The organism is Cupriavidus pinatubonensis (assembly GCF_019602855.1).
Classification (GTDB): domain Bacteria; phylum Pseudomonadota; class Gammaproteobacteria; order Burkholderiales; family Burkholderiaceae; genus Cupriavidus; species Cupriavidus pinatubonensis.
Genome location: NZ_CP080766.1, coordinates 2,151,212 through 2,173,992 on the forward strand (window position 1 = coordinate 2,151,212; position 22,781 = coordinate 2,173,992).

General features: G+C 66.8%; 24 protein-coding genes. 14 read left to right on the forward strand and 10 right to left on the reverse strand.

Going from position 1 to position 22,781, the window contains the following annotated elements:
* Window positions 1–11 precede the first annotated feature (11 nt).
* From K2O51_RS09745 to K2O51_RS09770, 6 genes are all read right to left on the reverse strand, one after another.
* Window positions 12–980: a PDR/VanB family oxidoreductase gene (locus K2O51_RS09745; protein WP_011300911.1), complete on the reverse strand. Its 969-nt coding sequence runs from the start codon at window positions 978–980 to the stop codon at window positions 12–14.
* Between the two features lie 93 nt (window positions 981–1,073).
* Entirely contained in the window at window positions 1,074–2,069 is a 996-nt protein-coding gene (locus K2O51_RS09750; protein ID WP_220630138.1) for a tripartite tricarboxylate transporter substrate-binding protein, read from the reverse strand.
* 38 nt (window positions 2,070–2,107) lie between these two features.
* Window positions 2,108–3,346 carry a Rieske 2Fe-2S domain-containing protein gene (locus K2O51_RS09755; protein WP_220630139.1) on the reverse strand — a complete coding sequence of 413 codons (1,239 nt, stop codon included), beginning with the start codon at window positions 3,344–3,346 and terminating at the stop codon, window positions 2,108–2,110.
* 1 nt (window position 3,347) lies between these two features.
* Entirely contained in the window at window positions 3,348–4,352 is a 1,005-nt protein-coding gene (locus K2O51_RS09760) for an amidohydrolase family protein (protein ID WP_220630140.1), read from the reverse strand.
* Between the two features lie 5 nt (window positions 4,353–4,357).
* The gene (locus K2O51_RS09765) at window positions 4,358–4,759 is read right to left on the reverse strand and encodes a RidA family protein (RefSeq protein ID WP_220630141.1); all 402 of its coding nucleotides are present in this window, start codon (window positions 4,757–4,759) and stop codon (window positions 4,358–4,360) included.
* 35 nt (window positions 4,760–4,794) lie between these two features.
* Window positions 4,795–5,517 (reverse strand): GntR family transcriptional regulator, encoded by a 723-nt coding sequence (locus K2O51_RS09770; RefSeq protein WP_140948754.1) that lies wholly within the window; start codon window positions 5,515–5,517, stop codon window positions 4,795–4,797.
* A 32-nt stretch (window positions 5,518–5,549) separates the two neighbouring features.
* On the opposite strand from K2O51_RS09770, the gene K2O51_RS09775 reads away from it, so the two are divergent.
* Genes K2O51_RS09775 through K2O51_RS09840 form a run of 14 tightly spaced genes read left to right on the forward strand, consistent with a single transcriptional unit; the run spans window position 5,550 to window position 18,653 of the window.
* A complete protein-coding gene (locus K2O51_RS09775; protein WP_220630142.1) occupies window positions 5,550–5,948 on the forward strand; it encodes a hypothetical protein in 399 nt (132 codons plus the stop codon).
* Window positions 5,935–8,106, forward strand: a complete 2,172-nt coding sequence (locus tag K2O51_RS09780) for an acetate--CoA ligase family protein (protein ID WP_041680260.1) — start codon at window positions 5,935–5,937, stop codon at window positions 8,104–8,106. The genes K2O51_RS09775 and K2O51_RS09780 overlap by 14 nt, the downstream gene beginning before the upstream one ends.
* 28 nt (window positions 8,107–8,134) lie before the next feature.
* Window positions 8,135–9,322: an acyl-CoA dehydrogenase family protein gene (locus tag K2O51_RS09785; protein WP_220630143.1), complete on the forward strand. Its 1,188-nt coding sequence runs from the start codon at window positions 8,135–8,137 to the stop codon at window positions 9,320–9,322.
* A 15-nt stretch (window positions 9,323–9,337) separates the two neighbouring features.
* Window positions 9,338–10,465 (forward strand): acyl-CoA dehydrogenase family protein, encoded by a 1,128-nt coding sequence (locus K2O51_RS09790; protein WP_220630144.1) that lies wholly within the window; start codon window positions 9,338–9,340, stop codon window positions 10,463–10,465.
* Window positions 10,466–10,511: 46 nt separating this feature from the next.
* Window positions 10,512–11,498: a Bug family tripartite tricarboxylate transporter substrate binding protein gene (locus K2O51_RS09795; RefSeq protein WP_220630145.1), complete on the forward strand. Its 987-nt coding sequence runs from the start codon at window positions 10,512–10,514 to the stop codon at window positions 11,496–11,498.
* 46 nt (window positions 11,499–11,544) lie between these two features.
* Window positions 11,545–12,708, forward strand: a complete 1,164-nt coding sequence (locus K2O51_RS09800; protein WP_140948750.1) for a thiolase domain-containing protein — start codon at window positions 11,545–11,547, stop codon at window positions 12,706–12,708.
* Between the two features lie 5 nt (window positions 12,709–12,713).
* On the forward strand, window positions 12,714–13,148 hold the full coding sequence (locus K2O51_RS09805) for a Zn-ribbon domain-containing OB-fold protein (RefSeq protein WP_373460796.1): 435 nt from the start codon (window positions 12,714–12,716) through the stop codon (window positions 13,146–13,148).
* Between the two features lie 18 nt (window positions 13,149–13,166).
* Window positions 13,167–14,393, forward strand: coding sequence for a CaiB/BaiF CoA transferase family protein (locus tag K2O51_RS09810; RefSeq protein WP_140948748.1), 1,227 nt, complete (start codon window positions 13,167–13,169; stop codon window positions 14,391–14,393).
* A gap of 15 nt (window positions 14,394–14,408) precedes the next feature.
* Window positions 14,409–15,407: a DODA-type extradiol aromatic ring-opening family dioxygenase gene (locus tag K2O51_RS09815; protein WP_011300898.1), complete on the forward strand. Its 999-nt coding sequence runs from the start codon at window positions 14,409–14,411 to the stop codon at window positions 15,405–15,407.
* 26 nt (window positions 15,408–15,433) lie between these two features.
* A complete protein-coding gene (locus K2O51_RS09820; protein WP_011300897.1) occupies window positions 15,434–16,096 on the forward strand; it encodes an RraA family protein in 663 nt (220 codons plus the stop codon).
* 5 nt (window positions 16,097–16,101) lie between these two features.
* Window positions 16,102–16,764: an RraA family protein gene (locus K2O51_RS09825; protein ID WP_011300896.1), complete on the forward strand. Its 663-nt coding sequence runs from the start codon at window positions 16,102–16,104 to the stop codon at window positions 16,762–16,764.
* Between the two features lie 2 nt (window positions 16,765–16,766).
* A complete protein-coding gene (locus tag K2O51_RS09830) occupies window positions 16,767–17,429 on the forward strand; it encodes a 4-carboxy-4-hydroxy-2-oxoadipate aldolase/oxaloacetate decarboxylase (RefSeq protein ID WP_011300895.1) in 663 nt (220 codons plus the stop codon).
* A gap of 16 nt (window positions 17,430–17,445) precedes the next feature.
* Window positions 17,446–18,216 (forward strand): enoyl-CoA hydratase/isomerase family protein, encoded by a 771-nt coding sequence (locus tag K2O51_RS09835; RefSeq protein ID WP_011300894.1) that lies wholly within the window; start codon window positions 17,446–17,448, stop codon window positions 18,214–18,216.
* A 14-nt stretch (window positions 18,217–18,230) separates the two neighbouring features.
* Window positions 18,231–18,653 (forward strand): PaaI family thioesterase, encoded by a 423-nt coding sequence (locus K2O51_RS09840; protein WP_140948747.1) that lies wholly within the window; start codon window positions 18,231–18,233, stop codon window positions 18,651–18,653.
* 25 nt (window positions 18,654–18,678) lie between these two features.
* Here the strand turns inward: K2O51_RS09840 and K2O51_RS09845 are convergent, their stop codons facing one another.
* The 4 genes from K2O51_RS09845 to K2O51_RS09860 all read right to left on the reverse strand — a co-directional run bounded on the left by K2O51_RS09845 (window position 18,679) and on the right by K2O51_RS09860 (window position 22,740).
* The gene (locus K2O51_RS09845) at window positions 18,679–19,677 is read right to left on the reverse strand and encodes a transketolase family protein (protein ID WP_011300892.1); all 999 of its coding nucleotides are present in this window, start codon (window positions 19,675–19,677) and stop codon (window positions 18,679–18,681) included.
* Window positions 19,674–20,519: a transketolase gene (locus K2O51_RS09850; RefSeq protein WP_011300891.1), complete on the reverse strand. Its 846-nt coding sequence runs from the start codon at window positions 20,517–20,519 to the stop codon at window positions 19,674–19,676. The genes K2O51_RS09845 and K2O51_RS09850 overlap by 4 nt, the downstream gene beginning before the upstream one ends.
* 58 nt (window positions 20,520–20,577) lie before the next feature.
* A complete protein-coding gene (locus K2O51_RS09855; protein WP_011300890.1) occupies window positions 20,578–21,906 on the reverse strand; it encodes an MFS transporter in 1,329 nt (442 codons plus the stop codon).
* 84 nt (window positions 21,907–21,990) lie between these two features.
* The gene (locus tag K2O51_RS09860) at window positions 21,991–22,740 is read right to left on the reverse strand and encodes an SDR family NAD(P)-dependent oxidoreductase (RefSeq protein ID WP_011300889.1); all 750 of its coding nucleotides are present in this window, start codon (window positions 22,738–22,740) and stop codon (window positions 21,991–21,993) included.
* Window positions 22,741–22,781: the final 41 nt, after the last annotated feature.

Sequence of the window (22,781 nt, forward strand, 5' to 3'; positions counted from 1 at the left end):
CGACGGTGCGGCTACAGATCCAGCACCAGCTTGCGGGTCTTCGCGCCGGAGCAGCACACCATCATCCGGTTGTTGGCGGCGCGTTCTTCAGCGTTCAGCACGAGGTCGCGGTGATCGGGCTCACCGTCCAGCACACGCACCTCGCAGGTTCCGCACACGCCCTCCTGGCACGAATACATGGGCTCGACACCTTCGGCGATCAGGCATTCCAGGATGGTCCGGCCCGGCTGAATCTCGATGCTGCGGCCGCTGCGCGCAAGTTCCACGGTGAAGCCGCCGTCGGTCGCGGCGGACTCGCGTGCGGCGAAGTACTCGCGATGCACGCGCCCGGGCGGCAGCGATGCGGTGGCCTGCTCGAAGGCCTCGAGCATCGGCACCGGCCCGCAGCAGTAGATGTGCGCGCCTTCAGGCAGGCTCGCGGCGATGGCCGTGACGTCGAGGCGGTCAGCGCCGGCTTCGCGGTCGAAGGTCAGCCGGACTTCGCCACCGGGCTCCATGCCCATGGCCTCCAGCGTCTCGACAAATGCTGCCTGCTTGCGTGTGCGTGCGGCATAGTGCAGGCGCCACGGCCGGCCCAGTTCGCGTAGCCGATGAATCATGCCGAGGATCGGCGTGATGCCGATGCCGCCGGCCACCAGCACCGCCAGCGATGCCGAATCGTCGAGCGGGAAGTTGTTGCGCGGCGGGCTGATGGTCAGCACGTCGCCGGGGCGCAGCGTCTCGTGCAGATAGCGCGAGCCACCGCGGCTCTGCGCGTCGCGGTTGACGCCAATCACGTAGCGGTGCGGCTCGCACTGCGCGTTCAGCAGCGAATAGCTGCGAATCAGGCCGTTCGGCAGATGCAGGTCGATATGCGCGCCCGCCGCAAACGCGGGCAGGGCACGCAACGGCGGCTCCGGCCGCAGCTCGAAAGCCAGGATGCCGTCGGCTTCCCAGCTGATGGACTTGACCCGGACTTGCAGGGTATCGGTATTGCTCATGATGTCTCCGGTCGAAGCAGGCACGGTCAGGCCCATGCAGCCTGCAGGGGCTGACGGCAGGCATGGCCGCGAAGGGTCTTGTGGTCCCGGCTTCTACAGTTCCGCGCGGAAACCCGAGGCGCGGATGATCGGTCCCCACGCTTCCAGTTCGGCGCGCTGGCGGCGCGCCATCTGTTCGCCGTCGAGGTAGTCGGGTACCACCGACAGCTGGCTCATCAGCGATTGCCTGGCCTGCGGTGCGGACAGGATGGTCTTCAGCGCTGCCTGCACGCGCGCGATCTCGGCCGGCGGCGTGCGCACCGGTGCCCACATGGCGGTCCACGCATCGCCGGAGCGCACTGGAATGCCTTGTTCGGCCATGGTCGGGATGTCCGGTGCAAGCGGCGAACGCTTGTCGCTGAAGATGCCGAGCAGGCGTACCTTGCCCGCGCGGTGGTGGCGCAGCAGGTCCTGCAGCAGCGTGACGGCCGAGGGGATATGGCCGCCCAGCAGGTCGGTGATCATCGGCGGCGTGCCTTTGTAAGGCGTGACCGACAGAGAAATGCCAGCCGTCTTGGCGAACTGCAGGCCCAGAAAATGGTTCTGGCCGCCAAGGCCCGGCGTGCCGAAGCTCACTTCCTGCGAATGGGTGCGCGCCCACTGCACGAACGCGTTTGCCGTGGACACGCCGGTCGTCGCGCCCGCGGCCATACCGGTCGGGTAGGACACCAATGCAGCCACGGGCGCGAAATCGCGCCACAGGTCCCACTTGAGCTGCTTGCCGAACACCAGCGTCTGGAACGTGGGCGTGGCGTTAGGCGCGATCATGTAGGTGAGACCATCGGGCTCGGCGGACTTCAGCACATCTGCTGCGAGCCGGCCGCCCGCGCCGACATGGTTTTCCACGATCACCGGCTGGCCCAGCAGCGCCGGCAGCGAATCCGAAAAGTAGCGCGCGATGGCATCGGTACCGCCGCCGGGCGGCAGGCCTACCAGAATCCGGATCGGCGGCTTGCCACGCAGCTGCGCGAGCGATACCGCGGGTGCGGCGAGGCCCGCGCACGCCGCCAGCAACAGGCTGCGGCGCGAGCGGAAGCGGGGGCTGGTCATGGTTGTCTCCGTCTTCTTGTCAGTCTTTGCGGGCCGGCTTATGCGGCCTTCGTCAGCGCGCGCCAGTCCTCGCCGGCGGGCAGCACGCCGCCGACCGAAAAGATCTGGCTGTAGTCGAGGTCCGGGTTGTCGGCGAGCGTTGGCGTGTTGCCGGCCTGGAACTCGCGCACCGACTTCAGCAGCGCCTGGCGCACGCGCAGCACCGCGCCGTCGGCGGAGCAGAGTTGCTCGGTGGTACGGTCGGCAATCGGGCCCTGGCCGATGAACATGGCAAAGTCCTCGGTGCCCAGGTGCTGCGGAAAGCCAGTGGCATGGCCGCGGCGCATCAGGTCGCGGTTCTGGCCCCAGTTGTCGGCAGGCGTGCCCGGCGGCAGTGGAGGGAAGTTCCACACATCGGGCGTGGCCGACATGATGGTCATGCCGAGCGGGCGGTGCGGGTTGAAATGCACGAACCAGGCGCGGTGCGTGACGTCATCCACGGGCGTGGAGAAGAACACTGTGCTCGGGCCCTTTTCATCGGGCGCGCAGATGATGCCGTACCACGGCATCACGAAGTTGTTGACGCGTGCGTACAGCTTGTCGTCGGCCAGCGGGCGCAGCGCGGCATAGCGGTAGCCGTAAGGGCGGTCTTCGAATTCCAGGCGCGGCGCCAGTGCCTGGGTCATGTGCATGCGCTGGTTGCCCGAGCCTGCGGTGATCTGCGTGGTCGATTCATGCAGCACGCCGACGTGCGACGAATCCATCGACGCTTCCACGCCCTGCACCCAGTTGGTCGGCACTTCCTGGCTCGTGACCGAACGCTGCTCTTCGGGCAGCGACGTGAACGGCAGGTCCGGGAACTTCGGTGCCTGTTCGCCCTTGCCGAGCCACACCCAAACGATGCCGCCGCGCTCCTGCACGCCGTAGCGGTTCACGCGCACGTGCTTGCAGAACTGGGCCTGGTCGCCGACATGGTTCGGTGCTTCCATGACTTCGCCGGTGGTGCCGAGCTTCCAGCCGTGGAAGATGCAACGCAGGCCGTTGTCCTCGTTGCGCGCCATCAGCAGCGAGGTCTTGCGGTGCGGGCACAACTCATCCAGCACGCCCACTGCACCGTCGGTACGGCGGAACGCGACGTAGTTGCTGCCGAGCAGGCGCACGCGTACGGGCGCACCGTCAGCCACCAGCTTGGCCGATGGCACGGCCGGCAGCCAGTAATGCTGCCGAATCATCTCGCCCATCGGCGCGCCGTTCTCGACGCGCGTGAGCAGCTCATTGTCTTCGCGGGTCATCGGCATGTCAGCACTCCTCGTCGGTGCGGAAGGCGCGCGAATACAGGCGCCGGCAGTTGCATTCGAAGATGTTCTTGCGCTGTTCGTCCGTGAGCCACGAGATGCCCTCGATCACGGGCTTCATGTCGTCGTAGTCGCGGTCCGTCAGCGGATCGCGCGCGCTGCCGGTGCCGGGCTTCTCGGTGCCGAACAGCACGTTGTCGGTGCCGGCGACCTTGAGCAGCAGGTCGATCGCCTCGGTCGAGTAGTTGCAGGTGTCGAAGTAGAGCTTGCGCAGTTGCTCGTCGAACGTGACGGTCTCGCCCTTGCGCACCGACCACGAGCGGAAGCGGCCCATCTGGTAGGGAATCGCGCCGCCGCCGTGCGCGACGACGATCTTCAGGTTCGGGAATTCCTGGAACACCTTGGAGTTAAGCAGCGAGATCACGGCGATGCTTTCCTCGTTGATGAACTTGAGCGTGTACGACTCGCGCGCGCTGCAGCTGCCGGCGGAGTGGATCAGGCCCGGCACATCGAGGCGCGTCATGGCCTCGTACAGCGGATACCAGAACGGATCGCCAAGCCCCGGCGGCGTGGGGCCTTCGCTCTCGGTGGGGTCCGGATTGATCAGGCAGCCGACAAAGCCCAGTTCATTCACGCAGCGCTCAAGTTCAGGCACCGCGCGCTCGGCCGGCGATTCCAGCATGTGCTGCGGCAGCCCGGCCACGCCGCGGAAGCGGTCCGGAAACATCGCGACGAAGCGCGCGATGATGTCGTTGCAGTGGCGCGACCACAGTTCGGTCACGCGGCCCGGCTTGACCGAATGCATCTGCAGGTAAGGGCGCGGCGAGATGAACTGCACGTCGGTGCCGACGGCATCCATGCTGCGCACCAGCTCTTCCGCTGCCTTGCGCACCGAAGCGTCCGGAATCTTCGGCGTGGTCGACGGGTTGGCGCGGCCGCCGATCAGTTCCGCCATGTAGCGGAAGCTTTCCGGGGGCATGACGACGTGGGCGTGGGAATCGATGATCATGGTGTTCAGCCTTGGTTGGCGCCGGCCAGGACGGCCAGGCATTCGAGTTGCAGAAGCATGCCGTGCTGCAGGTCATGCACGACGATGTGCCGCGCGGGGCGGTCTTCAGGGTTCGGGAAGCACTGCAGCCATTCGGTGTTGATGGCGTCGCGCACGCTGTTGTCCTTCACGTAGATGGCCAGCTTGACCACGTCCGACACGCTGCCGCCGCCCGCTGCAAGCACGCTCGCGAGATTGCGGAACGCGTGCGAGGCCTGCGCGTTGGCACCGGACGGCAGTTCGCCGGTGGCTGCGTCTTTGCCCGAGATGGCGGAGGTGCAGATGACATTGCCCACGCGCGCGCCGGTGGGAATGGGGGCGTTGTGCGCAAGGCCGGGCACGTCGATCGAACGGAGAGGTCTGGTCATGGGATGCCTGAGGTAACGGGTTCCGGGATGCAAGGTCAGGAAGCAGCGGCATGGCCGCCGTCGAAGAAATGGGTCGGCACGGTCGCCAGAAATTCCGCGAAGCCCGTGGTGCCCGCTGGCACATGCAGCGTCATGGCCGCCGCCGCCTGCTGTTCGTCGCCGGCGCGGATGGCGTCGGCAATGCGCTGGTGTTCTTCCAGCGACTTCGCAACCTGCTGGCCGGTGGCAAAGTCGCGCATGCGGTAACGCTGCAGGCAGCGCCGCGCCGCGCGGATATGCCCGGCGAGGATTTCATTGCGGCAGCCCTGGTAGATGGCTTCGTGGAACGCCGCGTTCGCGGCGGCATAGCCCGCGGCGCCCGGCGTCGCCGCAACGCGGCGTCCCAGCGACAGGCCCGCATCGAGCGCGGCGTGCAGCGCTTCGTCGCCGCGGCGTGCCGCCAGCCGCGCGGCCAGCGATTCCAGTTCCCCCACGTATTCGAGCATCGCCCGCACCTTGCTCACCGACAGACGCGCGACCGCAGCGCCCTGCCGCGGCGCGATGCTGACCAGTTCGTGCGCGGCCAGTTGCTGCAAGGCTTCCCGCACCGGTGTGCGCGATACGCCAAATCGCAGGGCCAGTTCGCGCTCGTCGAGCGGCGCGCCGGGGCACAGCAGGCCGGCCTCGATTTCGGCCTCCAGCGTGGCGCGGATGTCCTCGGCCCGGCTGTGGCGCCCGGCGAAGCGTGGTGGATTCAAAGTGTGGTCGGTCGGTTGCATACGGTTCGACGCGGTCAAGCGTCTCTTTGTTGATGGAAAATATACAACAAAAAAATACTGGTATGCAAAGAAGGCGGAAAAGGATCGCGCTGGGCCGGCTCGCGATTTCTGCGCATTCGTCTTCTATGCTGAGAGAAAAGGAAGCCCGGTTTGGCGAGGGAAATTTCCCGGAATTCCTTTATTGGCGGGGATTTCCGGCTTTCAGTGGTTCGCGCCGCGAAGTGCGAGGAAAGCCTCAGCGCAGTGATCTTTTGGCCGCACGCGTGGCAACCAGTCCAGCGAATAGCGCTGTCCGGCTAGGGGAAACTCCCTACCAATTTCAAGAAAATTCGTTTTCTGGTGTATTGAAACTGCATTACTGGTATGCCAGAATTCGTCCAACACGAGACAAACGCCCTTTCCTGGAAGAGACCACCCATGAAGACCTCTGACATTTCCGGCACGCAGGCCGGACAGCCCGAACCGGCGGCAGAACCCGCAGTGGCTGACGTGACCTGCGTCCTCCGCCCGGCTTCCGTGGCCATCGTCGGCGCTTCGGCGGACCCGCGCTCGTTTGGCGGCTTCGTGCTGGCGAACCTGGAGCGCTTCGGCTACGCCGGCGCTATTCATCTGGTCAGTCGCAGCAGCACCGAAATCAATGGCCGCGCCTGCGTGAAGTCGGTCGATGAAGTGCCGGCCGGCATCGACCTGGCCGTGCTGGCGATTCCTGAGGCGGGCGTGCTGGACGCCGTGCGCAGTCTGGCCGCGAAGGGCACCCGTGCGGCGGTCCTGTTTGCGTCCGGCTATGCAGAAACCGGTGAGGCGGGCCGCGAACGGCAGGACCAGCTCGCTGCCGCCGCGCGCGACGCCGGCATGCTGCTGCTCGGACCGAACTGCATGGGCTTCACGAACTTCGAGGGCAACGTGCCCGTGACCTTCGAGGCGGTGCAGCCCTATCCGTGCAGCGGCCGGCCCGGTATCGGCGTGGTGGCGCAGAGCGGTGCGATGGCTGCCAATATGCGCGATGCCTTCGTCGGCCGCGGCCTGCCGCTGACCGCGGTCGTCTCCACAGGAAATGAGGCATCGCTGGGCGCGGAGGATTTCGTTGCGCACTACATTGACGACCCGCAGACCCGCGTGCTGGCCGTGTACGCCGAACAGGTGCGCCGCCCGCGCACGTTCCTGGCGCTGGCGCGCAAGGCGCGCGAGGCCGGCAAACCGATCGTGATGCTGATGCCTGGCCGCAGCGAGCGCGCCCGCGAAGCGGCCCAGTCCCACACCGGCGCACTGGCTGGCGACCACGCCACAGCTTGTGTGGCGCTGGCACGCGAGGCCGTGGTACTGGTCGATACCCCTGACGAGCTTGTCGACGCTGCAGCCATCCTGCTGCGTTTCCCGGTGCCGCCTGCTGGCGGCCCGGCTTTTATGACCGGGTCCGGCGCGATGAAGAACGTCGCGCTGGACTTCTGCGACGGGCTGGGGTTGGAGCTGCCGCCACTCGGTGCGCAGACAACGGCAAGCCTCAAGGCGATGCTGCCGGACTATGCCGTCGCCGAGAACCCGCTCGACTACACCACCATCGGTGTACGGCAGCCCGGTCTGGTCGGCGAGGTCCTGCTGACCATGCTGTCCGATCCGGCCGTGGGCAGCATCGTTCTCAGCATTCCGGCGGGCCCCGAAGTGGCCCAGCGCGACAAGGCCGAGCACATCGTTCCGGCGCTCGCCCGAGCCGGCAAGCCGGCCGTGCTGGTCGTGACCGGCGACAGCGGCCCGATCGAGCCGTTCTTTGTCGATGCGATCCGCGCCAGCGGCGTACCGTTCTTTCGCTCGCCGGACCGTGCCCTGCGCGCGCTTGCAAGAGTCTCCGCATATGGCGAGGCGCTTCAGCGCGCCGGCCGAGCGACCCAATCCATTCCGGCGGCGGTGCCGCTACCCGGCACCGTTCCGCCTTCGGGGGTGTTCGCGGAATACCAGGGCAAGGCATGGCTGGCTGCTGCGGGACTGACTGTGCCCGAAGGCGCGCTGGCGACGAGCGCCGATGATGCGACCGCGATCGCCGCGCGCATCGGCTACCCCGTCGTCATCAAGGCGCAGGCGAGCGAACTGCCGCACAAGAGCGATGTTGGCGGCGTGATCGTCGGCCTGGCCGATGAAGCGGCGCTGCGTGCGGGCTGGGATCGCCTGCAGCAGAACATCGCCACGCATCGTCCGGGCCTGACGCTGGATGGTGTGCTGGTCGAGGCCATGGGACCGCGCGGGCTGGAGCTGGTAGTCGGCGCGAGGCGTGACGCCGGCTGGGGACCGGTCGTGCTCGTGGGCCTCGGCGGCGTGTGGATCGAGGCGCTCAAGGATGTGCGGCTGATCCCGGCGGATCTTGCCGAAGCCGATGTCGTGCAGGAGCTGGGCCGGCTGAAAGCCGCGTCGCTGCTGCGCGGCATCCGCGGTGCGGCAGCGGTCGACGTGGCGGCGATCGCGCGGGCCGTGACGCTGATCGGCGCGCAGATGCGGGCCAATCCCGCGATCACCGAGATCGACGTCAATCCGCTCGTGGCCTATCCCGACCGCGTGCTCGCGCTCGACGCGTTGGTCGTCTGCGCCCAGGAAGTCTGAAACCCGGCCTGAACCCACGGCATATATCATGAAGCTGACTTTTTCCCCCGCCGACGAGGCGTTCCGCCAGGAGGTGCGTGCGTTCGTCAAGGCGAACCTGCCCGCCGATATCCGGCGCAAGGTCGAACTGGGCCTGCGCCTGGAGCACGCCGACTACGTGACGTGGTTCCGCATTCTCGAAGCGCGCGGCTGGCTCACGCCGGGCTGGCCCGTCGAGCACGGCGGACCGGGCTGGAACCACGTGCAGCGCTATATCTTCGACGAAGAAACCATGCTCGGCGGCGCGCCGCGCATCATCGCCAGCGGCATCCAGATGCTGGGCCCGGTGCTGATCGCATTCGGCACGCCCGAGCAGAAGGCGAAGTACCTGCCCGATATCCGCCAGAGCAATACGTGGTGGGCGCAGGGCTTCTCCGAACCCGGTGCGGGTTCCGATCTGGCGGCGGTGCGGACCACCGCGGTGCTGGACCCGGACGGCAAGCACTTCGTCGTTAACGGCCACAAGGTGTGGACTTCGTATGCGCACTGGTGCTCGATGATGTTCGCGCTGGTGCGTACGGACCCGAACGCGGCCAAGCCGCAGGAGGGCATCTCGTTCCTGCTGATCGACATGAACACGCCGGGCGTGCAGGTGCGGCCCATCCGCATGCTCGAAGGCGGCACCGACCTGAACGAATGCTATCTCGACAATGTGCGCGTGCCGGTGGAGAACCTCGTCGGCGAACTGCACAAGGGCTGGTCCTATGGCAAGTACCTGCTTGGCCATGAGCGCACCGGCATCGCGGGTATCGGCTCATGCAAGCAGCAATTGCAGCGGGCCCGCGAACTGGCCGCCAGCCAGGGGCTGGACGGCGATCCGGTGCTGCAGTCACGGCTTGCGCAATTCGAAATCGAACTGCTGGCGCTCGAGTTCACCGCACTGCGCCTGCTCAGCGCCAACCAGCAGAGCCGCGTCCCGGCGGTGGAAGCGTCGATGCTGAAGGTGCGCGGCACCGAACTGCGCCAGGCCATCTATGAGCTGCTGGTGGAAATCGCGGGCCCTCAGGCGGTGCCGTTCGAAGAAGCGGCGCTGCGCGGCGAACTGGACGAACCTGCCAGCCCGCCCGAACTGTCGGCGCTCGCCGCGAACTACCTCGACGCGCGCAAGCTGTCGATCTACGGCGGCGTCAATGAAGTGCAGCGCAACCTGATCAGCAAGGCCTTCCTCGCCGCCTGACAACGTACCGAGACCATGGACTTTTCCCTTAACGACGAACATATCGCGCTGCGCGACGCGGTGCGCCGCTTCTGCGACGGCGAATACCCGGCGCATCGGCGCGGCGATGCCGAGACCGAAGGCGAGGCCGCCGCTCGCTGGACCGCAATGGCCGACCTGGGCCTGCTAGGCCTGCCGCTTTCGGCAAATGTCGGCGGCAGCGAGCAGGGCCCGACAGAAATGATGCTTGTGGCCCAGGAACTGGGCCGGGCGCTCGGCGGCGGTGCGTGGCTGTCAAGCGTGGTGCTCGCCGGACAACTGCTCGACCAGGCGGGCACGCCCGCGCAACGGCAGCAATGGCTGCGGGCACTGGCAGCGGGGCAAACGCGTCTGGCTCTGGCCATCAACGAGGCCGATGCCCGCTATGACCTGTCTCGCGTCAGCACGCAGGCGCGCCGCGACAGCGAGGGCTGGGTCATCGACGGAACCAAGACGCTGGTGCTCGATGGCGCGCAAGCCGATGCCTTCCTCGTGGCGGCACGCACCGCCGGCGATGTCGCGGATGAACAGGGCGTGACGCTGTTTCTCGTTCCGGCCGATGCGCCCGGACTGTCTGTGCGCGAGTTCGGCACGCTCGATGGCCGCAGCGCGGCGCACCTCACGTTGCGCGAAGTCAGGGCGGACGAAAACGGGGTAGTCGGTCAGCCCGCCGCCGCGCTGCCCGCCATCGTCGCCGCCACCGACCGGGCCAACGCCGCACTGTGCGCGGAAGCCGTCGGCGCGCTGGAGGCACTGCTCGACCTGACCGCCGAGCAACTGAAGACGCGCAAGCAGTTTGGCACGCCGCTGGCAAAGTTTCAGGTGTTGCAGCACCGCGTGGCGGACATGCTGATCGCGCTCGAACAATGCAAGTCGATGGCCTGCGTGGCCGCCATGGCGGTGGCCGACGGCGACCCGGTGCAGCGTCGCCGGCTGGTGTCGGCGGCCAAGGTGATGGTCGGGCAGGCGGGCCGGCAGGTCGGCCAGTGGGCCATCCAGATGCATGGCGCGATGGGCATGACCGACGAATGCCGCGTTGGCCATTACGCCAAGCGCCTCATGGTCATCAACCAGCTGTTCGGCGACGCCGGGCATCACCTGGCTTGTTTTGCCCGGCAGGCCTGACCAGCGCCTGACCGGATCACACAAGAAATACACAGGAGACAAAGACATGGCCCTCATCCGTACCTTCAGATCCGCCTGCGGCGTGCTAGCGCTGGGGCTCGCGTTCGCTTGCGGCGCGCAGGCGCAGGAAAAGCAGCCGATCAAGTTCCTGGTCGGCTTCCCGCCCGGCGGCTCGACCGATACCGTCGCGCGCGTGCTCGCCGAGAAGCTGCAAGGCGAACTCGGGCAGACCGTGATCGTCGACAACCGCCCCGGCGCCGGTGGCCGCGTGGCGACCGGCATACTCAAGCACAGCGCTCCCGATGGACTGACCTACATGGTCGCGCCGAATGCGACCGCGATCTTCCCGACGCTGCTGTATCCGCCGGCCACGCTCAAGTACGACCTGCTGACCGACCTGACACCGGTCGCGGTGGTGATTTCGTATCCGCTGGCGCTGGTGGTCAGCACGCAGACAGGCGTCACAGACATGAAGGGCTTTGTCGAGTGGGTGAAGGCGCATCCCGGCAAGGCCATGTTCGGAACCGCCGGCCTGGGCGGGCAGACGCACTTCACCGGCCTGCAGTTCGGCAAGGCGATCGGCGTGTCGATGAATGTCGTGCCCTACAAGGGCAACGGCCCGCTCATCACCGATCTGCTGGGCGGGCAGCTTGCTGCCGCCGTGATGACCGCCGGCGATATCCTGCCTCACGCCAAGAGCGGCAAGGTTCGAATTCTCGCCGTATTCGGCGCGGCGCGCTCGCCGCTGCTGCCGGGCGTGCCGACCGCGACCGAGCAGGGCGTGGCCGTCGACAGCGGCGAAGCCTGGGCCGGCATCTGGGCACCTGCACGGACGCCGAAGGCAGAGCTTGATCGCATGCAGGCGGCGCTGGGCAAGGTACTGGCCATGCCTGATGTGCGCACCACGCTGCAGCAGCGCGCCACGCTTCATCCCGACTTCCGCCCCGCCGCTGAACTGGATCGCCTGCAGCGCAAGGAACTTGCCTACTGGGGCCCCGTCATCAAGGCCAGCGGCTTTACCCCTGACCAGTAATCCGGGCGCAACGCCAGCCATCTCCACCTAGTTCCTGCCTTTCATCATGACCCTGAACGGATCCGCCTATATCGTGGGGGCCTACGAGCATCCCACGCGCAAAGCCGATGACCTGTCGGTCGCGCGCCTGCATGCCGATGTGGCGCGCGGTGCGCTGGCCGACGCCGGCCTCACCGCCGCCGATGTCGACGGCTACTTCTGTGCCGGCGACGCGCCGGGCCTGGGGACGACCACGATCGTCGAATACCTGGGCCTGAAGCCGCGCCATGTGGATTCCACCGAATGCGGCGGCTCCGCGCCGATCCTGCACGTTGCGCATGCGGCCGAGGCCATTGCCGCGGGGCGCTGCAATGTCGCGCTGATCACGCTGGCCGGACGGCCGCGTGCGGCGGGCGCCGCGTTGGCGCTGCGGGCGCCGGACCCGGATGCGCCCGATGTGGCCTTCGAACTGCCATTCGGCCCGGCCACGCAGAACCTGTACGGCATGGTCGCGAAACGCCATATGTACGAGTTCGGCACCACCAGCGAACAGCTCGCATGGATCAAGGTGGCGGCGTCCCATCACGCCCAGCACAACCCGCACGCGATGCTGCGCAATGTGGTGACCGTCGAAGACGTCGTCAACTCGCCGATGGTGGCCGACCCGCTGCACCGGCTCGACTGCTGCGTGATGAGCGACGGTGGCGGCGCGCTGATCGTCGCGCGACCCGAGATCGCGCGGCAGCTCAAGCGCCCGCTCGTGAAAGTGCGCGGCACCGGCGAAGCGCCCAAGCATGCAATGGGCGGCAATATCGACCTGACCTGGTCGGCCGCTGCATGGTCGGGCCCGGCTGCGTTCGCGGAAGCGGGCGTCACCCCAGCCGACATCAAATACGCGTCGTTGTACGACAGCTTCACGATCACCGTGCTGATGCAGCTGGAAGACCTGGGCTTCTGCAAGAAGGGCGAGGGCGGCAAGTTCGTCGCCGACGGCGGACTGATCTCCGGCGTGGGTCGCCTGCCGTTCAACACCGATGGCGGCGGCCTGTGCAACAACCATCCGGCCAACCGCGGCGGCGTCACCAAGGTGATCGAGGCCGTGCGCCAGCTGCGCGGCGAGGCGCATCCCGCGGTGCAGGTCAGCAATTGCGACCTGGCCCTTGCCAGCGGGATCGGCGGCGCGCTCGCGTCCCGCCATACCGCGGCCACGCTGATTCTTGAAAGGGAATGACCAACATGAGCACACCTGCCACGCCTGCCACCGCCGCCGCCAAGGCGCCGCCCGCCGTCCCGCGCAAGATCGCCGCGCCGCGCACGCTGCCGGAAAGCCAGCCGTTCTGGGATGCCGCTGATGCCGGGCGCCTGCTGCTGAAGGTCTGCCTGGACTGCCACGCGCCGCACTACTACCCGCGCGACATCTGCCCGCACTGCCAGTCCGACCGCACCGAATGGCGCGACGCCAGCGGCTTCGGCACGATCTATTCGTTCAGCACCATGGGCAAAGGCGAGGCGGCCTGGACGCTCGCCTACATCCGGCTCGACGAAGGCGTGACCATGATGAGCAATCTCGTGGACTGCGATCCGCGCGAAGTCGAGATCGGCCAGCGCGTCAGGGTGGTGTTCAAGCCAAGCGACGGCGGCCATGCGGTTCCGATGTTCACCCCGGCATGATGCACTGAGGCAACGACCATGGCAGACATCAGACAAGTCGCGCGCGACGCTGGCGCGCGCAAGGGGCCCCTGTCCCGCTTCACCATTCTTGATGCTTCGCGTGTGCGCGCAGGCCCCACCGCGGTGAGGCTGTTCGCAGACATGGGCGCACGCGTGATCAAGCTCGAGATTCCGGCGGGCGCACCGGGTGGCGACGACATGATCGGCGGACGCGACCATAACCGGGCGGACTACGAGAACCTGCACCGCAACAAGGAAAGTCTCACGCTCAATATGAAGACGCCGGAGGGCGTGAAGATCCTCCACGAGCTGGTGAGCCGCGCCGATGTCTTTATCGAGAACTACCGCCCTGACGTGAAGCACCGGCTCGGCATCGGCCCGGATGCGCTGCGCGCGATCAATCCGCGCTTGGTCTACGCGAGCATATCCGGCTTCGGGCAGGACGGTCCCTACGCGGGCTGGCCCGGGTTTGACTCCATCGCGCAGGGCATGGGCGGCCTGATGAGCGTGACCGGCAAGCCGGGCGAGGGCCCGATGCGCGTCGGCATTCCGCTTGCGGACCTGTGTGCCGGGCACTTCTGCGCGATGGGCATCCTCACTGCATTGCTCGAGCGCGAAGCATCGGGCGAAGGGCAGTGGGTGCAAACGTCACTGCTCGAAGCCCAGATCGCGATGCTCGACTTCCAGGCCGCGCAGTGGCTCGTGGACAAAAAGATCCCGGAGCAGACCGGCAACGAGCATCCGCTGACCGTGCCTACGGGCGTGTTTGCAACGAGCGACGGCTACCTGAACATCGCCGCGATCGGCCAGACCATGTGGAAGCGCCTGTGCGAGGCACTGGACGTGCCGCACCTTATTGACGAGCCTGGCATGGGTTCCGACCCTGAGCGCGTGCGCAGTCGCGACAAGGTCAATGCCGCCATCGAAGCCGCGCTACGCACGCGCACCACCGCCGAGTGGACCGAACGGCTGCTCAAGGCCGGCGTGCCGTGCGGGCCTATCCATCGTGTCGACCAGGTATTCGCCGACGCGCAGGTGAAGCACCTTGGTGTGGCCTGGCCGATGCAGCACGCCGAGCTTGGCGATGTCGCGCTGGTCGGCCAGCCGATGCGCCTGTCGCGCTATCCGCGCGATCTGCCGCCGCAGCCGGCGCCGGAGCAGGGCGCCAACACCGACGACATCCTGCGCGAGCTTGGCTATAGCGCCGGGCAGGTCGAAGCACTGCGCGCCGCCTACATCGTTTGAACGAAGGACATTCCCATGGCAAGACTCGTCGCCGCTTTTGGCTCTTCCCACAGCATCATGCTGGTTTGCCAGCGTGAAGACTGGCAACACGGCTTCCGCCAGGTCGACCCGAAGAACCCGCACTACTTCGACCGGGCGGGCAACCCGACCACCTACGAAGCGCTGCTCGCGATTGCGCCGGACGATGCCGAATCCATGGTGACGCCCGAGCGCATGGGCGAGCGCTACGACCAGGCCGAGGCGGCCATGGACCAACTGCGCGACCGCATCCGCGCCGCGCGGCTCGACGTGCTGCTGGTGGTCGGCGATGACCAGACCGAGCTGTTCCGCACGACCAACAACCCGGCCTTTGCGATCTATTACGGCGACACCATCCGCAACGCGAAGCGCGAGGAAAGCCCGTCCGACGGCTGGTACAAGAAGGCCCGCATGGCGCGCCAGGAGCCTGACGCAGATCGGGACTATCCGGTCAACGCCGACATGGGCCGCTGGATGATCCGCGAACTGTGTGATCGCGACTTCGACATCGCCGCGATGGACGGACTCGAGCGCGGGCAGTTCGAAGGCCATGCGTTCTCGTTCATCCATCGCCGCTACCTGCAGGAGTTGGACCTGCCGGTGGTGCCGGTCATCGTCAACACTTTCGACCCGCCGAACCAGCCCACGCCGCGTCGGTGCATCCAGCTTGGCGCCGCGCTGCGCGAACTGATTGCCGCGTATCCCGAAGACCTGCGCGTGGGCGTACTGGCCTCGGGCGGCCTGAGCCACTTCGTGGTGGATGCCGAACTGGACAACGCGATCATCGACGCGATCCGCAGGAAGGACACCGCCTTCCTGGCCTCGCTCGATCCGCGCCAGCTGCAGGCCGGCAGCTCGGAGATCCGCAACTGGCTGATCGCCGTCGAAGCGGTGCGCGACCTCGATCTGGAATGGACTTCCTACGTGCCGGGCTATCGCACACCCGCCATGACCGGCACCGGGCTGTGCTTTGCTGCCTGGCGCACCCTCGACTGAACTGCTGAAACGAACCCGCAACGACCATGAGTGAAACCGAATCTAACGTACAAAGGCTGCGCCGGCTCGACTGCTGCGCAGTGTCAGACGCGCTCGACAAGCTGCAATTGCCGGGCACCGTCACGGGCTTGCCGCAGCGCTCCGGCGCCGGGCGCATTGCCGGCCGCGCCATCACCGTGAAGCTCGGCACCGGCGCGCCGCCGCCGGGACCGACTCGGCATCTCGGCTGCACGGCCATCGAACAGGCGGGCCCGGACAACATCATCGTCGTCGAGCAGCGCACCGGCGTGGAGGCCGGCAGCTGGGGCGGACTGCTGTCGCTTGGCGCCAAGGTGCGCGGCGTCGCCGGTGTCGTGGCCGATGGCCCGGTGCGCGATATCGATGAAGCGCTCGATTTTGACTTCCCGGTGTTCAGCCGTGCACTGACCGCGTTCACCGCGCGCAGCCGCGTGGTGGAGCAAGGCACAAACGTGCCGGTGCAGATTGGCAACGTGACGGTGGAAGAGGGCGATTACGTCGTCGCGGACCGCAGTGCGGTGATCTTCATCGCCGCGCGCGACATTGCGCGTGTGCTGGAGACCGCTGAAGCGATCGTGCGCAAGGAGGCCGTGATGGCGAAGGCCATCCTGGGCGGCACGCCCATCGGAGATGTCATGGGCGGCAACTACGAACACATGCTGAAGGGTTGAAAGAGATGAGCGAGCAGCAAGATATCAACGTCGCGCGCGCCGCGAAGCTGGACACGGCCACGCTGAGCGACGCGCTGGACAAGCACGGCATTGCAGGGCAGTGCTACCGCATCAAGGCGCGCGGAGAGGGCTTTGCCACGGCAGGCCGCGCCTTTACCCTGTTGTACGGCCCGGCGTCGAATCCGCCGGGCACTGTCGGCGACTACATCGACGACGTGCCGCCGGGCAGCATCCTCGTACTCGACAACGGCGGGCGCGAGAATGCCACGGTGTGGGGCGACATCCTCACCGAGATCGCCCACCGCCGCGGCATTGCCGGTACGGTCATCGACGGCGTATGCCGTGATGTCGCGCTGTGCCGCAAGCTCGGCTATCCGGTGTTCAGCAAGGACCACTGGATGCGCACGGGCAAGGACCGCGTGCAGGTCGAAGCGACCAATGTGGTCGTCAATATCGGCGATGCGCGCGTGCAGCCCGGCGACATCCTGCGTGGCGATGCCGACGGCGTGGTGGTGATTCCACGTGAGCATGAGGCTGCGGTACTCGATACCGCCGAACAGATCGAACACGCCGAGAACGCGATCCGCGAAGCCGTGCGCGGCGGCATGCGCCTGGACGAGGCGCGACGCCAGTTCCGCTATCACCAGCTGCAGACGAAGGGAGCCTGATCATGGCGGAACACGACGCAACCAGCACCACGATCCGCGACTTTGAACGCGTAAGCGCCGGGATCATCAATGACGCACGTGCGCTGCCCACCGCCACGCTGCATGAAGCGGGCGGCAAGATCGGCGTGGTGTCGCCGGCCATCAAGCCCGTCGCACCGGAGTTCCGCATCTGCGGCCCGGCGCTGACGGTCCATTCGCCGGGCGGCGATAACCTGTGGCTGCACCGCGCCATCGACATCGCGCAGCCCGGCGACGTACTCGTGGTGCATGTGAGCGGCGCGTATGACCATGGCTACTGGGGCGAGATCATGACCACCGCGGCCAAGGTGAAGCAACTCGGCGGCCTCATCATAGACGGCTGCGTGCGCGACGGCGTGCTACTTGACGAGATTGGTTTCCCGGTATTCGCACGCGGCCTGTGCATCCGTGGCACGGGCAAGGACTATGGCGCGATCGGCTGGCTCAATGCGCCGGTGCTGATTGGTGGCGCGCGTGTCGAAGCGGGCGACCTGGTCGTGGGCGACCGCGACGGCGTGGTGGTCGTGCCGCGCAAGCGCGCAGCCGAGGTCGTCGGCAAGGCGCAGGACCGCGAGGCGACCGAAGCCGCCATTCTCAAGCGCGTGGAGGCAGGCGAGACCACCATGCGGATCTACGGCTTTCACTGAACCGGAGCCGGATGCCATGAGCGAGACTTCGCAAGGACAGGCGCCTGAACTGACCGTCGGTGGTCACGTCGCCGTCATCACGCTGCGACGCCCAGAGGTGGCGAACCGGCTGGAGCCGGAAGACCTGGACCTGTTGCTCAGTTATCTGGAGACCGTGAACGCGGACAGCCAGATTCGCGTACTGCGCCTCGAAGGACAGGGCCGTCATTTCTGTAGTGGCTTCAACATCGGCCGGCTCGGCGGTGCCGATGTGGGCGAGCGTTTCGAGGCACTCGCCAACGCATGGGAGCACGCGCGGCCGGTGACCATCGCGGTGCTGCATGGCGGTGCGTACGGCGGGGCCACGGATCTCGCGCTCGCTTGTGATTTTCGCTTCGGCGCGGCCGCCACCGAGATGTCGGTACCAGCCGCGCGCCTGGGGCTGCTGTTCTATCGCGGCGGCATGGAGCGTTATGTCACTCGCCTTGGCCTGGCCACGGCCAAGCGCGTGCTGCTGATGGCTGACAAGTTCAACGCGGCCGAGATGCTGGCCTGTGGTTACCTAGACCGTCTGGAAGACAACCCCGAGGCGCTGCGCGCGCTAGTGCAGCGGTGGAGTGCAGAGTTGGCTGGCATGGCGCCGCTGGCACTGCTCGGCATGAAGAAGCACATGAACCGCATTGCGCGCGGTGAACTCGATACCGTCGAACTCGCCCGCGATATCGCCGCGGCCGATGCCTCCGACGATCTGCGCGAGGGTGCGCTGGCCTGGCGGGAAAAGCGCGCGCCGCGTTTCAACGGCCGCTGATGGGAATGTACTGAATGAGCCAAGACAATTATTTTTCCCGCATGCTGCGTGGCGAGGCGCCCGTGCCGGCCGTTGCCGGCACGCTAGGCGGCGTGATCCGCGCGGTCGATCTGGAAGCGGGGTCGCTTGAATCCGACTACGTTGCGACCGACGCGTTCCTCAATCCGGTGGGCCAGGTGCAGGGCGGTATGCTCGGAGCGATGCTCGACGACGTGACGGCAATGCTCGTCACCGCGACGCTCGAAGACGGCGCGTCCTGCTCGACGCTGAACCTGAATCTGTCGTTCCTGCGGCCGGCACAGGCCGGTCCGCTGCGGGGCCGCGCACGGCTCGAGCGGCGGGGACGCAATGTCTGCAACGTGGTGGGCGAACTGAGCCAGGACGGCAAGCTGGTGGCGACGGCCACGGCGACATGCATGGTGGCGCGCCGCGCGTGAGTGCGGCGCGCCACCACGCGGCCGGTTACACCAGCCAGCCTTTGATGTTTGCCGCCATGACTTGTGTCGAGATGCCATAGCGGTCATGCAGCGTGGGCAGGGCGCCGGCATCGAGGAACAGGTCAGGCAGCGCCACCTGACGGAACGGCGGATGCACGCCCGCTTGCATCAGCGCGGTCGCGACGGCTTCGCCGAGGCCGCCGATCACGGTATGGTTCTCCGCGACCACGACCAGCCGGCCTGAACGCCTGGCTTCGCGCACGATGGTCTCGGTGTCGAGCGGCTTGATCGTCGGCACATGCAGCACCGCCACGCCGACGCGATCCTTCTCGAGTGCCTTGGCCACTTCAAGCGCCCGCATGGTCATGATGCCCGACGAGATCACGAGCACATCGGCGCCGTCGCGCAGCAGTTTTGCCTTGCCGAGCTCGAACTTGTAGTCGTACTCGTCGAGTACCACCGGCACATTGCCGCGCAGCAACCGCGCGTACACCGGGCCCGCATGGGCCGCGATGGCGGGAACCATCTGCTCGATGTCGGTGGCGTCGCACGGGTCGATCACCGTCATGTTGGGCATGGCGCGCATGAGCGCCAGGTCTTCGGCGGCCTGATGGCTCGGTCCGTAGCCCGTGGTGAGGCCCGGCAGCGCGCAGACGATCTTCACGTCGAGGTTGTCCTCGGCGATGGTCTGGTGCATGAAGTCATAGGCACGGCGCGTGGCGAACACCGCGTACGTGGTCACGAACGGTTGCGCGCCTTCATGCGCGAAGCCCGCGGCCGCGCCCATCAGCAGCTGCTCGGCCATGCCCATCTGGTAGTAGCGCTCGGGGAATGCCTGCGCCAGGATATGCAGGTCGGTGTATTTGCCGAGGTCGGCAGTCATGCCGATCACGTTGGACTTCTGCTTTGCGAGTTCCACCAGCGCGTGGCCGAACGGGGCCGAACGTGTCGCCTGTCCTTCACCGGCGATCGAGGCGATCATTGCCGAGGTCTTCAGCTTCGGCTTGCCATTGTTGCTGCTCATGCTTGTCTCCCGGCTTCCAGAGCCTGCAGGGCGAGTTGCCATTCGTGGGCATCGACCCGGATGAAGTGATTCTTTTCGCGTTGTTCGAGGAACGGCACGCCGCAACCCATGCGCGTGTCGCAGACGATCATGCGCGGTTGTTCGCCCGGATGCTTGCGTGCGGTATCGAAGGCCGCCGCGACCGCGTCGATGTCGTTGCCGTCGACGCGCTGCGTGAACCAGCCGAAGGCCTGCAGCTTTTCGACCAGCGGCTCGAACGCCATGATCTGGCTGGACGGGCCATCGGCCTGCTGGTTGTTGACGTCGACGATGCCGATCAGGTTGTCGAGCTTCCAGTGGCTGGCCGACTGGATGCCTTCCCAGATCGCGCCTTCATCGAGTTCGCCGTCGGAGAACAGCGTGTAGACGAACGCATCCGATCCCTTGCGCTTGAGGCCGAGGCAGCGGCCCACGGCAATGGTCAGGCCCTGGCCCAGCGAGCCGCCGGACATCTCCATGCCCGGCGTGTAGCTGGCCATGCCGGACATGGGCAGGCGGCTGTCGTCGCTGCCATACGTTTCGAGTTCCTCCATCGGCAGGATGCCGGCTTCGAGCAGCGCGGCGTACAAAGCGATCGCATAGTGCCCGTTGGACAGCAGGAAGCGATCGCGCCCTTCCCAGTCCGGCTCTTCCGCGCGGTAGCGCATGGCGCCGAAGTAGGCGACGGCCAGGACATCGGCGATATCGAGCGCCTGCCCAATGTAGCCTTGTCCCTGCACTTCGCCCATCAGCAGGGCGTTGCGCCGGATGCGGTAGGCGCGTTCGGCGAGGGGCACGGCCACCTCGTTGGTTGCGTAATGCATGTTGTCTCCTGTGGATTGGGTAGTCGGAGCGAAGGGAAAGCCTGTGTACATGGCTGGCTCAGCGGTTGACCGATCTGGCCGGCACGAGGAAGACGAGCAGTGCACCCACGACCACCGTGGCCGAGATGAAAAGCAGGCCCGCGGTCGACTTGCCCGTCAGGTCGTTGAGCCAACCCACGATGGCGGGCGAGAAGAATCCCGCCAGGTTGGCGACGCAGTTGACCGCCGCGATGCCTGCCGCCGCCGACATGCCGCCCAGCAGCGCAGTCGGCAGCGCCCAGAACTGCGAGGACGAGGCCAGGATGCCGGCTGCCGCCACGCACAGGCACAGCAGCGAAGCTTCCACGCCGCCCAGCAGCGGCAGCGTTGCGAAGCCCGCTGCCGACACCAGCATCGGCACAGCCAGATGCAAGCGACGCTCGCGTCGACGGTCCGCGCTTGCGCCGATCAGCGGCAGCGCGACGATGGCGCAGAGATAGGGCAGCGCCGTGAAGATGCCAACCCACAGCGGATCAGCCACGCCGGACTTGCGGATGATCGTCGGCAGCCAGAAGGTCAGCCCATACTGCCCGAGTACGACGCAGAAGTAGATAGCAGCCATCAGCCACAGGCGCCGGTCGGCCAGGAACGCGCGGATCGACAGATGCACGTGCTTCTGTGCGTTGTCCCCTTCGATGTTGCGCTCCAGCAGCGCCTTCTCGGCGTCGGTCAGCCACTTCGCGCTGCGGATGCCGTTGTCGAGGTAGAGCAGGATGGCGACGCCGAGTACCAGCGAGGGCAGCGCCTCGATCAGGAACAGCCACTTCCAGCCATCCATGCCTGCAGTACCCTGGAATGCGTGCAGGATGTAGCCCGAGAGCGGCCCGCCCACGATGCCGGCGAGCGGAATCGCCATGAAGAACATCGACAGTGCCTTGGCGCGCCGCTCGGACGGGAACCAGTACGTCATGTACAGGATCACGCCCGGGGCGAAGCCCGCCTCGGCGACGCCGAGAAGGAAGCGCAGGACGTAGAACTGCGTGGGCGTGCTGACAAAGGCAAAGCTCGCGGAGATCACTGCCCAGGTCAGCATGATGCGGGCCAGCCATTTTTTGGCGCCGACCTTGTGCAGGATGACGTTGCTCGGAACCTCGAAGATGAAGTAGCCGAGGAAGAAGATGCCGGCCCCGAGGCCATAGATGGTCTCGCTGAAGTGCAGGTCGTTGAGCATCTGCAGCTTGGCGAAGCCGACGTTGACCCGGTCCAGATACGCACCGAGGTAGCACAGCATCAGGAACGGTATGAGCCGGCGAACGACCTTGGCGTAGGTGCTGGACTCGAACGTGGCCGCATCGACGTGCGGCGTCGCTTCGCCCGCGATGGGCGAAGTGGCGTACTTGGTCTTCATTGTTGTCTCCTGCCATGTGCGCCGGAAGTCTCCGGCTGCACGGGCGTCTGATGGTCCGCCTCTGTGGGCGGCTTCAATGGAAATTTAGTGGATCAGCATGCCGCCGTTGACATCGAGCGTGATGCCAGTCAGGTAGCTCGACAAGTCGCTCGCGAGGAACAGGCAAGCGTTGGCGACATCGCCGGCATCGCCAAGGCGGCCCAGCGGAATGCCCTTGATGATGTCGGCGCGCATGTCCGCCGTCAGCTTGTCGCCGGTGATGTCGGTCTGGATCAGCCCCGGCGTGATCGAGTTCACGCGGATGCCGTCGCCGCCGAACTCGCGCGCCATGGCCCGCGCCAGGCCCAGCACTCCCGCCTTGGCCGCGCTGTAGTGCGGGCCACCGAAGATCCCGCCGCCGCGCTGCGCCGACACCGAGGACATGCAGACGATGCTTCCGCGCTTCTGCTCCTTCATCTGCGGCAGCACCGCCTGCGACATGTACAGCGTGCCGCGCAGGTTGACGTCGACCACGGCGTCGAAGTTGGCCGCCTGGATGTCGAGCGTGCGTAGCGGCTGCGTGATGCCGGCGTTATTCACGAGGCCGTCGATGCGGCCAAAGCGTTCGACCACCGCCAGCGCGGCGCGCTCGCAAGCGGCCTTGTCCGTGACGTCGCAGGCCAGCCCGAGATGGCGCGGGCCGAGTTCGGCGGCGGCAGACTGGGCCTCTTCGAGCTTGAGGTCGAGGATCACGACATGGGCGCCCTGCGCGGACAGCGCGCGCGCAGTGGCTTTGCCGATGCCGCGCGGGGAAGCGGCCCCAGTGACGATGATGACTTTGTTTTCGACCAGCATTCCTTGTCTCCTGACTGTTGAAATGATGGGTCGAGTTTGGG

Bases quoted from the DNA above. Each gene is read 5' to 3' on its own strand.
- K2O51_RS09820 (WP_011300897.1), top strand. From the start codon at position 15,434: ATGAGTGAAACCGAATCTAACGTACAAAGGCTGCGCCGGCTCGACTGC.
- K2O51_RS09830 (WP_011300895.1), top strand. From the start codon at position 16,767: ATGGCGGAACACGACGCAACCAGCACCACGATCCGCGACTTTGAACGC.
- K2O51_RS09785 (WP_220630143.1), top strand. From the start codon at position 8,135: ATGAAGCTGACTTTTTCCCCCGCCGACGAGGCGTTCCGCCAGGAGGTG.
- K2O51_RS09860 (WP_011300889.1), bottom strand. From the start codon at position 22,740: ATGCTGGTCGAAAACAAAGTCATCATCGTCACTGGGGCCGCTTCCCCG.
- K2O51_RS09780 (WP_041680260.1), top strand. From the start codon at position 5,935: ATGAAGACCTCTGACATTTCCGGCACGCAGGCCGGACAGCCCGAACCG.
- K2O51_RS09760 (WP_220630140.1), bottom strand. From the start codon at position 4,352: ATGATCATCGATTCCCACGCCCACGTCGTCATGCCCCCGGAAAGCTTC.
- K2O51_RS09765 (WP_220630141.1), bottom strand. From the start codon at position 4,759: ATGACCAGACCTCTCCGTTCGATCGACGTGCCCGGCCTTGCGCACAAC.
- K2O51_RS09855 (WP_011300890.1), bottom strand. From the start codon at position 21,906: ATGAAGACCAAGTACGCCACTTCGCCCATCGCGGGCGAAGCGACGCCG.
- K2O51_RS09805 (WP_373460796.1), top strand. From the start codon at position 12,714: ATGAGCACACCTGCCACGCCTGCCACCGCCGCCGCCAAGGCGCCGCCC.
- K2O51_RS09825 (WP_011300896.1), top strand. From the start codon at position 16,102: ATGAGCGAGCAGCAAGATATCAACGTCGCGCGCGCCGCGAAGCTGGAC.
- K2O51_RS09790 (WP_220630144.1), top strand. From the start codon at position 9,338: ATGGACTTTTCCCTTAACGACGAACATATCGCGCTGCGCGACGCGGTG.
- K2O51_RS09835 (WP_011300894.1), top strand. From the start codon at position 17,446: ATGAGCGAGACTTCGCAAGGACAGGCGCCTGAACTGACCGTCGGTGGT.
- K2O51_RS09755 (WP_220630139.1), bottom strand. From the start codon at position 3,346: ATGCCGATGACCCGCGAAGACAATGAGCTGCTCACGCGCGTCGAGAAC.
- K2O51_RS09845 (WP_011300892.1), bottom strand. From the start codon at position 19,677: ATGAGCAGCAACAATGGCAAGCCGAAGCTGAAGACCTCGGCAATGATC.
- K2O51_RS09800 (WP_140948750.1), top strand. From the start codon at position 11,545: ATGACCCTGAACGGATCCGCCTATATCGTGGGGGCCTACGAGCATCCC.
- K2O51_RS09815 (WP_011300898.1), top strand. From the start codon at position 14,409: ATGGCAAGACTCGTCGCCGCTTTTGGCTCTTCCCACAGCATCATGCTG.
- K2O51_RS09770 (WP_140948754.1), bottom strand. From the start codon at position 5,517: ATGCAACCGACCGACCACACTTTGAATCCACCACGCTTCGCCGGGCGC.
- K2O51_RS09795 (WP_220630145.1), top strand. From the start codon at position 10,512: ATGGCCCTCATCCGTACCTTCAGATCCGCCTGCGGCGTGCTAGCGCTG.
- K2O51_RS09850 (WP_011300891.1), bottom strand. From the start codon at position 20,519: ATGCATTACGCAACCAACGAGGTGGCCGTGCCCCTCGCCGAACGCGCC.
- K2O51_RS09810 (WP_140948748.1), top strand. From the start codon at position 13,167: ATGGCAGACATCAGACAAGTCGCGCGCGACGCTGGCGCGCGCAAGGGG.
- K2O51_RS09775 (WP_220630142.1), top strand. From the start codon at position 5,550: ATGGAAAATATACAACAAAAAAATACTGGTATGCAAAGAAGGCGGAAA.
- K2O51_RS09745 (WP_011300911.1), bottom strand. From the start codon at position 980: ATGAGCAATACCGATACCCTGCAAGTCCGGGTCAAGTCCATCAGCTGG.
- K2O51_RS09750 (WP_220630138.1), bottom strand. From the start codon at position 2,069: ATGACCAGCCCCCGCTTCCGCTCGCGCCGCAGCCTGTTGCTGGCGGCG.
- K2O51_RS09840 (WP_140948747.1), top strand. From the start codon at position 18,231: ATGAGCCAAGACAATTATTTTTCCCGCATGCTGCGTGGCGAGGCGCCC.